Consider the following 11,545-nt stretch of genomic DNA (forward strand, 5'->3'; position numbering starts at 1 on the left):
TCTCAGTTCATAATTCAAGACTCACAACTCAAGACTCACAACTCAAGACTAAAATAATATGAGTAAAAACTGGCCCTTATGGGAAATCTTCGTAAGAAGTAAAAACGGATTAGAGCATCGTCATTTTGGAAGTCTTCACGCATCTGATGCAGAAATGGCGCTAGAAAATGCGCGGGACGTGTACACTAGAAGAAGCGAAGGTGTTAGTATTTGGGTGGTAAAAAGTAGTGATGTTACCGCTAGCAATCCTGAACACAATGGCGAACTTTTTGAGCCAGCACAGGACAAGGTGTATCGTCACCCTACTTTTTATGATTTACCGGATGAGGTGAAGCACATGTAAAAAATTAACGATTTTTGAATAACTATTTTTGATTTGAGAAGTATAAGGATTGATGAACATCGAAGTAAAACTTTATAAGTACACATTCTTCGGTTCAATAATTAAAACCGTTCAAAAATCCACAATCAGCAATCTCCAATAAATTTTAAATTTTGAATAACACACGTTTATACAATTACATCCTCGGTATCGCCGACAACTCCCTTATCCTAGCGCAACGCCTAGGAGAACTGTGCGGTCACGGTCCAACGCTTGAAACAGATATTGCAGGTACAAATATCTCACTTGACTTAATTGGTCAAACCCGTAATTACTATCAATACGCTGCTAAAGTGCAAGGAGAAGGAAAGACCGAAGATGACTTGGCCTTTTTGCGTTTAGAGCGAGAATACAAAAATGTATTGTTGGTAGAGCAACCTAATGACCACTTTGGTTATGTAATGGGGCGTCAGTATTTATTTGATGTATTTCATCTTTTGTTTATGACTGAGATGCTAAAAAGCAAAGATGAAACACTAGCCGCGATTGCAAAAAAAGGAATTAAAGAAGTGAGCTATCACAAACGTTTTTCTGGAGATTGGGTAAAGCGATTAGGAGATGGAACGGAGGAAAGTAATGAGAAGATGCAGGAAGCTATTGATGATTTATGGGCGTACACAGATGAGCTTTTTGATCTAACGGAAGCAGACGAAGCAATGATTGTTGAGGGAATAGGAGTGGATACCTCAAAATTCAAAGAAACATATTATAAAGAAGTTTCAGAATTATTGAAAGAATCAAATATCGCTGTTCCTCAGGGTATATATTTTACAAGAGGTGGTAAAAAAGGAATACATAGTGAATATATGGGCTATATTTTAAGTGATTTACAATATATGCAGCGTACATATCCTAATATGGAATGGTAGCGAATAAATAACGATTGAGGATTTTTGATTGAAGAGTTCAACAATCAACAATCGTTAATCTCCAATTTTTTATGATTATAACCCAACCAGCTAATATCGACCCTCACTTAATTCCAATTCTGGAAAAAGTAAGTGACCCTGAAATTCCCGTGTTGACCGTGTTAGATTTGGGCGTAATCAGAGAAGCTATAGAAGAAGGTACTGTTGTAAAAGTAAAGCTAACACCTACGTATAGCGGTTGCCCAGCGATGGATGTAATAGGAGATGATTTAAAAAAAGCTTTTGAGCCTCTTGGAAAAACAGTCGAGGTAGAATTAGTGTTAAGTCCCGCGTGGAGTACAGACTGGATAAGTGAGGCAGGATTACAGAAAATGGAAGCCTACGGCATCGCCAGACCACTATCAGAAACAGCAGACAAAGAAGTATTGCTTGGCAATGCTAAAAAAGTAATATGTCCGCAATGTAAAAGTGCAAATACGCATTTAGTCAGCCAGTTTGGTTCCACAGCCTGCAAAGCATTGTTTAAATGCGATGACTGTCTAGAACCATTCGACTACTTTAAATGTTTGAAATAATAATGATTAACGATTGTGGCTTTTTGATTTTTTAATTGAAGGACGAATAGTTCAAAAATTAAAAATCGCTAATCTCCAATCTCCAATTTTTTTCTAAATGACCCAACCAATAACAAAAGACATTATCAACGGTGTAGCCACCCTCACCTTAAATCGTCCAGAAGTTTTTAATAGCTTTAATAAAGAGATGGCGTTTTTATTACAGGATGAATTAGATGCTTGTGAAAAAGAAAAAACGGTAAGAGCTATCATAATCACTGGGAATGGCAGAGCTTTTTGCGCTGGTCAAGACATTGGCGAAATTACAAACCCAGATTTAAATCCTGGCTTCAAGAAAATTTTAGACGATCACTATAACCCTATTGTGAAAAGAATTCGATCCATTGAAAAGCCTATTGTTTGTGGAGTCAACGGGGTGGCAGCAGGTGCGGGAGCAAATATTGCATTAGCCTGTGATGTGGTGATTGCAAGTGATAAAGCAAGTTTTATCCAGGCGTTTAGTAAAATAGGATTGATTCCAGATAGTGCTGGGACGTTCTTCCTACCACGATTAATAGGGTTTGGAAAAGCATCTGCTATAATGATGTTAGGAGATAAAATTTCAGCAGAAAAAGCAGAACAAATGGGGATGATATACAGTGTTGTTGCTTCAGAAAATTTAATGGAAGAAGTTAACCTAAAAGCATTGACCCTCGCTAATATGCCAACAAAAGCATTGGGCTTAACAAAAAGGTTGCTTAATCAATCAATGAATAACAATCTTGAGCAACAGTTAATATTAGAAAGTAAATTACAAATTGAATCAGCTTCTACAGAGGATTATGCAGAAGGTGTTGCAGCGTTTGTAGAGAAAAGAAAACCCTTGTTTAAAGGTATCTAGTTGATTAACGATTGAAGATTAACGATTGTTGATTTTTGAACCAAAATAAACATATGAAACCGAATCAATTAGAGGAACGGCTTATTCAATTTGCAGTAGAGGTAATTCTGCTTTGCAAGAGTCTGGATAAATCGTTTGCTGCAGAGCATCTCACAAAACAATTGATTAGGTCTAGTACTTCTGTAGCGCTCAATTATGGAGAGGAAAGAAGTGGAGAATCAACGAAGGATTTTCTTCATAAAATGAGAATTAGCTTAAAAGAATTAAGAGAGTCTTACGTTAATATGAAAATACAAAAAGGAGCAAAGCTACTATTGAATTAAGAGGAGATAGATAGATTGTTAGATGAAAACAATCAGCTCATTTCAATTTTCGTGGTAAGTATTAAAACGGCATCTAAAAAATAAATCTAATGACACTATCAAATCAAAAATCAACAATCGTTAATCCACAATCTACAATTTCTAAAATTGGTATTATAGGGGCAGGAACAATGGGTTCTGGAATTGCACAAGTTGCCTCCACGGCTGGTTGTGTTGTAAAATTGTTTGATCTTAATCAAGCGGCTTTAGATAAAGCAGAGGCTTCATTAGAAAAAATAATGACACGCTTAGTTGAAAAAGGTCGTGTTACTTCCGAAGAAAAAAAGCGTATTCAGGATAATATAAGCTATGTGAATTCTTTGAAGGAATTAGCAGATAGTCATATGACGATTGAGGCAATTGTGGAGAATCTAGATATTAAGAAAAAGGTTTTTCAAGAGTTAGAAAGCTATGTGAGCGATGATTGTATTATAGCTTCTAATACTTCTTCTCTTTCGATTGCCTCGATAGCGTCCTCCTTAGAAAATCCAAACCGCTGTGTTGGGATTCACTTTTTTAATCCTGCACCCTTAATGAAATTAGTGGAGGTGATTCCTGCGATTCAAACATCGTACGAGGTACTCGAGGAATCTATAGATACCATCTCTAGCTGGAAAAAAGTTGTAGCCGTGGCTAAAGATACTCCAGGCTTTATTGTCAATAGAGTCGCAAGACCGTTTTATGGAGAAGCCTTGCGGATTTACGAAGAAGGAATCGCAAATTTTTCGACCATCGATCACGCAATGAAAAGCTTGGGAGGTTTTAGAATGGGACCTTTCGAATTGATGGATTTTATTGGAAACGATGTAAACTACACCGTGACAGAGACGGTATTTACGGCCTTCTATTTTGACCCAAGATACAAGCCGTCATTTACACAGAAACGTTTTTCTGAAGCTGGATATTTAGGGCGTAAATCGGGGGTTGGATATTACGAGTACGACCACAATGGAAAGAAAGTTGAAAACTCTGATGTAGCCACAAGTACTATTGACGCAACTGTAACAGAACAAATTTTTAATCGGGTATTAGTGATGCTCATAAATGAAGCTGCAGACGCCTTATTTTTAAACATCGCAAGTGCGGAGGATATTGATAGCGCCATGACCAAAGGTGTTAATTACCCAAAAGGATTACTCGCTTGGGCAGATGAAAAAGGAATGGACTGGTGTGTTGAGAAATTAGATACCTTGTACGATGAGTATCGTGAAGATAGGTATCGTTGTTCTCCAATGTTGAGAAGAATGAATAGAGCAAATAAAACGTTCTTTAATAAATAGAACTGTCACCCTGAACCCGTCGAAGGGTAATAATTGACAATATTGAATGGGGCTTTGACAAACTCAACCTGACATAAAAAAATGCAAGGAAATAAAATACCATATAAAATGCTATCGCAAGATGCCTACTCAACTTGGCTAGGAATTGAGATCCTAGAATGCGAAGTAGGATGGGTGAAAGTAGGAATGACAATTAGAAAAGAAATGCTCAATAGCATGGATAAAGCACACGGTGGAATCAGTTATTCTCTTGCAGACACTGCTTTTGGCTTCACGGCAAATACTCACGGAAAGTATGCAGTATCTATTGAAACAAGTATCAACCATATTGAGGCACTTGAAGAAGGAGATTTCATCACAGCAGAAGCAACATTAGATCATCAAAAGAATAAGGTAGGTTTTAATATTGTAGAAGTGAAACGAGGCGAAGAACTAGTAGCACTCTTTAAGGGAGTCGTTTATAGAACCTCGAAAGATTGGACAGAATAAATAATGTACGATGGTAGTTTTGCGGAGGACGATTAAAGAAATCGCACTCATATATCGTGCGTCTAAAATGAAAATATGAAAGAAGCATATATAATTGACGGAGTAAGAACCCCTATCGGGAGTTATAAAGGAACATTAAGTGCCATACGCACAGATGATTTGGGAGCATTGGTAATTAAAGCGGTGACTGACAAATATCCTAACATCCCGAAAGATGCATATGAAGATGTAATCATGGGCTGCGCAAACCAAGCAGGAGAGGACAATCGTAATGTAGCACGAATGAGTTTGCTGCTTGCAGGACTTCCATTTTCTGTCCCGGGTGAAACTGTAAATAGATTATGTAGTAGCGGCTTGAGCGCTATTATTCACGCAAACCGCGCTATAAAAGCCGGTGACGGCGATTTATTTATCGCAGGCGGCGTTGAGAATATGACACGCGGACCGTATGTGATGGCAAAACCTTCCACAGCATTTGGTGGTGATAGTAAAATGTATGATTCTACTTTTGGATGGCGTTTTGTCAATCCGAAAATGCAAGAATTATATGGTGTTGATGGTATGGGAGTTACTGCAGAGAACCTAGTGGAAAAATATAATATCACTCGTGAAGATCAAGATGCCTTTGCATATAATAGTCAGATGAAGGCAACGGCTGCTCAAAAATCTGGTAGATTGGCAAAAGAAATTGTTGCTGTTGAAATTCCGCAGCGAAAAAAAGATCCAATTATTTTTAAGGATGATGAGTTTATAAAGCCAAATTCTTCCAAAGAAATTTTAGCAAAACTACGCCCAGCTTTCAAAAAAGAAGGGGGTAGTGTTACGGCAGGAAACGCATCAGGACTAAACGATGGTGCAGCGGCAACTATTATTGCTAGTGAAGATGCTGTTAAAAAATACGGTTTAAAACCTATGGCAAGAATTGTAAGTTCTGCAGTAGTAGGTGTTGAGCCTAGAATTATGGGTATTGGTCCTGTAAACGCTTCTAATAAAGCACTAGCAAAGGCTGGTTTGAAGATGGAAGATATGGATGTAATTGAGTTAAATGAAGCTTTTGCGTCACAAGCCTTAGCCTGTATTAGAGCATGGGGATTGGCAGATGATGATGTAAGAATAAACCCTAATGGCGGATCAATCGCTATAGGACATCCGCTTGGTGTTACAGGGGCTAGAATTGCCTATTCGGCTGCATTAGAATTGCAAGAGATGAATAAACGATATGCTTTAATTACAATGTGTATTGGAGTAGGTCAAGGATATGCCGCAATTATTGAAAATATGAATTTATAATTCAATAAAATGAATAAAACACAACACTACATACAAGGCCAATGGCAATCTGGAAACGGCGAAGGAATTCCTGTTTTTGATTCTATTACGGGCGAACATTTTACAAGCACTACTGTTGAAGGACTAGATGTTCCATCTATTTTACAATACGGTCGCGAAAAAGGGAATGTTCTACGTAAAATGACCTTTCAACAACGCGGAAATATGTTGAAGAGTCTTGCGCTATATCTTGAAAAAAGAAAACAAGCATTTTACGAAATTAGCTACCGCACTGGCGCTACAAAGCGTGATAGTTGGGTAGATATTGAAGGAGGCTTCGGAAATCTTTTTGCAAATGCATCCCTTCGTAAATTATTCCCTAATCAAACATATCACGTAGAAGGAGATCCTATAGATTTATCACGAGGAGGTCGTTTTATGGCGCACCACATTATGGTTCCGCGTGAAGGAGTTGCAGTACATATAAATGCTTTTAATTTTCCGGTATGGGGAATGCTTGAAAAGTGTGCGGTGAACTGGATGGCAGGAATGCCAGCAGTTGTATTGCCAGCGCCCCAAACAGCATATTTGACAGAAGCCGTTGTAAGAGAAATTATTGCTTCGGGAATTTTACCTGAAGGATCTTTGCAGTTGATTAGTGGTACCGCTAAGAATATACTAGACACCGTTCATTCGCAAGATGTTGTAACTTTTACAGGATCTGCAAAAATAGGACGCATTCTTAAAAACCATCCGCAGCTCACTGCAGAATCGGTTCCATTCACGATGGAAGCAGATAGCTTAAATGCAGCTATTTTAGGAAAAGATGCAGTGCCTGGAACTCCAGAATTCGATTTGTTCGTTAAGGAAGTTCGTAATGAGATGACAACAAAATGTGGTCAGAAGTGTACGGCAATCCGTCGTATTATTGTGCCACAAGATTTAATAGAAGATGTACAGTTTGCATTAGCAAAGCAGTTAGATAAAGTGACTATTGGCGATCCTCGTTTGAGAGAAGTGAGAATGGGAAGTTTGGTTAACGATGCACAGCGAAATAGCGTCAAAGAACAGGTCGAGAAGATTGCGCAGACTGCAGAGATGGTCTACGGTAATTTTAATGACTTTGAAGCTTTAGGCGCAGATTCACAAAAGGGTGCTTTTATGAAACCTATTTTGATGCGAGAAGACAATCCATTAAAAAATGAGAACGCTCACGTGACCGAAGCTTTTGGTCCAGTAAGTACGCTAATGCCTTACGATACTTTAGAAGATGCTATCACTTTAGCGAAGATGGGTAAAGGATCTTTAGTGAGTTCTATCATTACAAATGATGATAAAATTGCGACAGAATATGCAGTGAATGCAGCAAGCCATCACGGGCGTATTTTAATATTAAATCGTGAAAGTGCGAAGCAAAGTACAGGACACGGTTCGCCGTTACCAGGATTAATTCACGGTGGTCCAGGACGTGCAGGTGGAGGAGAAGAAATGGGAGGAATGCGCGGTATTAAACATTATTTACAACGTTGCGCCATTCAGGGAAGTCCAACCACCTTAACTGCAGTTACAGGAATGTACCAACCAAAAGCCGACTACAAAGAGTCGCCAAAACATCCTTTCGCATACCATTGGGAAGACATCAAACCAGGGATGTCACTTAAAACACATAACCGAACAATTACAGATACAGATATTGTAAACTTCGGAAATATTACCTGGGATCACTTTTATGCACATACAGATATTACATCGCTAGATGGAAGTATTTTTGAAAAGAGAACGGCTCATGGATATTTTATTATATCAATGGCAGCAGGACTTTTTGTGTATCCTAACAAAGGCCCTGTAGCTGCAAATTATGGTTTAGAAGAAATTAGATTTTTACGTCCTATTTATGATGGCGACACATTATACGTGCGATTAACGTGTAAGCAAAAAGTAGACAGAGACTCTAGAGGTACAGAACATCCAAGCGGAATTGTAAAATGGTATGTAGAGATTTTTGATACAAATGTAGATAGTGCTAACGCTATTTTACCAGCAGATGCTGAGAAGGAAGATCCTTTAGTTTGTATTGCAACCATTTTAACAATGGTAGAAAAGAAACAAGAGGTTTTTACAGAAATGACAAACGAAACGATCCAGTCATGTCTCAATACACTTTCAGAAGAAAGTAAGCCTGCGTGGGGAATGATGACGCCTCAACATATGTTAGAGCATCTAGAATATACCTATAAAATTGCTTCGGGAGATATTCAAGATTTTGAAATTGCAACACCAGAAAAGTATTTAGATATAACCCATGACAGTCTATATAATTTTAAGAAGTTTCCGCAAAACTCTAGATTTCCGCAATTAGAAAAAGATACACTGGCTGCTTTACAACATCCAGATTTAGAAACAGCAAAGGCAAAATTCTTGGAGCAACGATTTAAGTATCTCGCATTTTTTAAAGAAAATCCAGATGCGATTTTAAAGAATTTAGTTTTTGGAGAATTGAATAAATATGAATCATATTTGTTAGAACGAAAGCATTTAAATCATCACTTTGAGCAGTTTGATTTAATAAAAAAAAGATAACGAGCCTTAAGAATATATAAATGACAGCACCATACGTAAAAGAAGAAATACAAAACGGAATCTCAACCATAGAATTTTTCCACCCAGCACACAATAGCTTACCGGGAGATATTCTTGAAAAGTTGCGAAAAACAATCACGGAAGCAGGGGAGAATGATGCTGTAAAAGTAATCATCCTAAAAAGTGGAGGAGTGCGCACGTTTTGTGCGGGAGCGAGTTTTAAAGAGCTAATAAGTATTAACGATGCTGAAACAGGACGTGTGTTTTTCAGTGGTTTTGCGAATGTAATTAACGCAATGCGGAAATGCCCTAAATTCATAATTGGTCGTGTACAGGGAAAAACTGTTGGTGGCGGAGTAGGAGTAGCAAGCGCAACAGATTACTGTATGGCGAGTAAATTTGCTAGTATAAAATTAAGTGAACTGAATATTGGTATTGGACCATTCGTTGTTGGGCCAGCGGTTGAAAGAAAGTTAGGTTTAACAGGAATGAGTCAGATAGCGATTGATGCAAATAGTTTTTACGATGCAGAATGGGCTAGGCAAAAAGGGCTCTATGCAAGTGTACATAAATCTACTGAAGCATTGGATGAAGCAGTACAAGCATTTGCAGAGAATCTTTGCAATTACAATCCTGAAGCAATGAAGGAAATGAAAAAAGTGATGTGGTCTGGTACTGAAAATTGGGATACCTTATTAGCAGAAAGAGCAGAGATATCTGGAAGATTGGTGTTGAGCGAGTTTACTAAAGAGACATTAAAGAGATTTAAGTAATGAACACCGAATTTCGAATATTAAATGAAGAAGTATTTCTGAGTTCGATATTCAAAATTCATTATTCGATATTCAATTATGATATATTCCTTCAAAGGTCACATACCTGTAATTCACGAATCAAGTTTCGTCCATCCATTAGCGGTGGTTACTGGTAATGTGATTGTTGGAAAGAATTGTTACATAGGTCCGGGAGCTGCTATACGTGGTGATTGGGGCGAGATTATTCTGGAAGATGGAGTGAATGTGCAAGAAAATTGTACTGTTCATATGTTTCCAGGAAAAAGTATTGTTCTAAAAGAAGGGGCGCACGTAGGTCACGGTGCAGTGATTCACGGAGCAAATTTGGGTAGAAATTGCCTTATTGGGATGAACAGTGTGATTATGGATGATGCCGAAATAGGCGATGAATGCATCGTTGGAGCGATGGCATTTGTAAAAGCGGAAACCGTATTTGAAAAGAGACAATTAATTGTTGGGAATCCAGCAAAATCTATAAAAGAGGTTTCTGAAGAAATGATTGCTTGGAAAACTGCAGGCACAAAGTTGTATCAGCAATTACCTGCAGATTGCCACGAGAGTTTAAGAGAAGTAGTGCCTTTGCGAGAAATCCCGAAGGATAGGCCAAAACAAGAAGATTTTTATAAGACGCTTCAAGAGATGAAGTCTCATACTAAATAATATAATGATGTCACACGATGCTTGTCGAAGTGCATTCGAAAGCAAAAGTGACTTCTACAGGCTCTGCCTGACAATGAAAATAAGATGTCAAAAATAGAATTTAAGATGCCCAAAATGGGTGAGAGTATCACAGAAGGAACGATCCTAAATTGGTTGGTTCAAGAAGGAGATTCTTTTGAGGAAGGAGATATTATCGTTGAGGTTGCGACAGATAAAGTGGATAATGAAGTGCCAGCGCCAAGTTCTGGAAAAATGATTTCACATCAAGTTTCAGCTAACGACTTAGTGCTTGTGGGTGCAACGATTGCGATGCTCGAGTTGAGTGATGTAGCTTCCGCAAAAATTTTAAAGACTGAAGAGAAGTCAAGTAATAGAAGTTTAGAAAAAGCTAAAAAGCCTGCCCTTCAACAAATTCAGGGTGGCAATGCTAGATCTAAATCTTTCAAAGTAAACGAAAATCTTTTTATCTCTCCATTAGTAGACGCTGTGGCTAGAAAACATCATATTTCTTATGAAGAGTTGGCGCGCATTATTGGAACTGGAAAAGATGGAAGGTTGAGAAAAAGCGATGTAACCAACTATCTGCAAGAAGGAAGACCATTTCAGTTTGCGCAAGCAGCCGCAGTACCATCAGGTTTTCAAGTTCCAGATTTGAAGTTTGATAAGGGCACAGGTAAGATTGTTGAGATGGATCGTATGCGGGAGATGATTGCAGACCATATGGTGTATAGTAAGCATACTTCGCCACATGTAACTGCATATGTGGAAGCAGATCTTACAGATATGGTTACTTGGCGAAATGCCAACAAGCTGGAGTTTCTGAAAAAACATGGCGAAAAGTTAACATTCACACCACTATTTATTGAAGCGGTAGCAAATGCTATCAAAGATTTTCCGATGATTAACTCATCATTAGATGGGAAAAATATAATAGTAAAAGAAGACATTAATATTGGGATGGCAACAGCTTTGCCATCAGGAAATTTAATAGTTCCTGTAGTTAAGAATGCAGATAAAAAAGATCTAAAAGGACTAGCTGCTGCAACAAATGAGTTGGTGGGAAAATCTCGATCCGGAACGTTGAAAGGAGATGATATGAAAGGCAGCACATTTACAATTAGTAATGTGGGGACTTTTGGAAGTTTAATGGGAACTCCAATAATCAATCAACCAGAAGCAGCGATACTGGCAACAGGAATCATTAAAAAGCGCGCTGAGGTGATGGAAAAGGAAGATGGTGATGTAATTGAAATAAGAAGTATGATGTATCTATCACTCTCTTTTGACCATAGGATAGTAGATGGGTATTTAGCAGGTTCCTTCTTGAAAAGGATTGCTGATAATATGGAAAATTTTGATGTGGATCGAAGCTACTAATGATGTTTGGTCGAGCGCAGTCGAGACC

At 38.2% G+C, this 11,545-nt stretch carries 12 protein-coding genes; all 12 read left to right on the forward strand.

From position 1 onward, the window contains the following. The first annotated feature begins 58 nt into the window (after positions 1 to 58). The 12 genes from paaB to ABXT71_RS05790 all read left to right on the forward strand — a co-directional run bounded on the left by paaB (position 59) and on the right by ABXT71_RS05790 (position 11,517). Positions 59 to 343, forward strand: a complete 285-nt coding sequence (gene paaB / locus ABXT71_RS05735) for a 1,2-phenylacetyl-CoA epoxidase subunit PaaB (RefSeq protein WP_415372888.1) — start codon at positions 59 to 61, stop codon at positions 341 to 343. Between the two features lie 152 nt (positions 344 to 495). Next, positions 496 to 1,251, forward strand: a complete 756-nt coding sequence (gene paaC, locus ABXT71_RS05740) for a 1,2-phenylacetyl-CoA epoxidase subunit PaaC (protein WP_415372889.1) — start codon at positions 496 to 498, stop codon at positions 1,249 to 1,251. A gap of 71 nt (positions 1,252 to 1,322) precedes the next feature. Beyond that, positions 1,323 to 1,826: a 1,2-phenylacetyl-CoA epoxidase subunit PaaD gene (gene paaD / locus ABXT71_RS05745; RefSeq protein WP_415372890.1), complete on the forward strand. Its 504-nt coding sequence runs from the start codon at positions 1,323 to 1,325 to the stop codon at positions 1,824 to 1,826. A gap of 97 nt (positions 1,827 to 1,923) precedes the next feature. Beyond that, on the forward strand, positions 1,924 to 2,706 hold the full coding sequence (locus tag ABXT71_RS05750; RefSeq protein WP_415372891.1) for an enoyl-CoA hydratase-related protein: 783 nt from the start codon (positions 1,924 to 1,926) through the stop codon (positions 2,704 to 2,706). Between the two features lie 53 nt (positions 2,707 to 2,759). Continuing rightward, a complete protein-coding gene (locus ABXT71_RS05755; protein WP_415372892.1) occupies positions 2,760 to 3,029 on the forward strand; it encodes a four helix bundle protein in 270 nt (89 codons plus the stop codon). A gap of 89 nt (positions 3,030 to 3,118) precedes the next feature. Continuing rightward, the gene (locus tag ABXT71_RS05760; protein WP_415372893.1) at positions 3,119 to 4,348 is read left to right on the forward strand and encodes a 3-hydroxyacyl-CoA dehydrogenase NAD-binding domain-containing protein; all 1,230 of its coding nucleotides are present in this window, start codon (positions 3,119 to 3,121) and stop codon (positions 4,346 to 4,348) included. A gap of 81 nt (positions 4,349 to 4,429) precedes the next feature. Then, a complete protein-coding gene (locus ABXT71_RS05765) occupies positions 4,430 to 4,837 on the forward strand; it encodes a PaaI family thioesterase (RefSeq protein ID WP_415372894.1) in 408 nt (135 codons plus the stop codon). Positions 4,838 to 4,912: 75 nt separating this feature from the next. Next, positions 4,913 to 6,127 (forward strand): 3-oxoadipyl-CoA thiolase, encoded by a 1,215-nt coding sequence (gene pcaF / locus ABXT71_RS05770; protein WP_415372895.1) that lies wholly within the window; start codon positions 4,913 to 4,915, stop codon positions 6,125 to 6,127. A 9-nt stretch (positions 6,128 to 6,136) separates the two neighbouring features. Next, positions 6,137 to 8,686 (forward strand): phenylacetic acid degradation bifunctional protein PaaZ, encoded by a 2,550-nt coding sequence (gene paaZ, locus ABXT71_RS05775; protein WP_415372896.1) that lies wholly within the window; start codon positions 6,137 to 6,139, stop codon positions 8,684 to 8,686. A gap of 20 nt (positions 8,687 to 8,706) precedes the next feature. Then, positions 8,707 to 9,459: an enoyl-CoA hydratase/isomerase family protein gene (locus ABXT71_RS05780; protein ID WP_415372897.1), complete on the forward strand. Its 753-nt coding sequence runs from the start codon at positions 8,707 to 8,709 to the stop codon at positions 9,457 to 9,459. 78 nt (positions 9,460 to 9,537) lie between these two features. Then, complete coding sequence (locus ABXT71_RS05785) at positions 9,538 to 10,140, forward strand: transferase hexapeptide repeat family protein (RefSeq protein WP_415372898.1); 603 nt, start codon at positions 9,538 to 9,540, stop codon at positions 10,138 to 10,140. Positions 10,141 to 10,224: 84 nt separating this feature from the next. Continuing rightward, complete coding sequence (locus tag ABXT71_RS05790) at positions 10,225 to 11,517, forward strand: dihydrolipoamide acetyltransferase family protein (protein ID WP_415372899.1); 1,293 nt, start codon at positions 10,225 to 10,227, stop codon at positions 11,515 to 11,517. Positions 11,518 to 11,545 lie beyond the last annotated feature (28 nt).

The sequence above is a fragment of the Patiriisocius sp. Uisw_047 genome (assembly GCF_047730165.1).
Taxonomy (GTDB): domain Bacteria; phylum Bacteroidota; class Bacteroidia; order Flavobacteriales; family Flavobacteriaceae; genus Patiriisocius.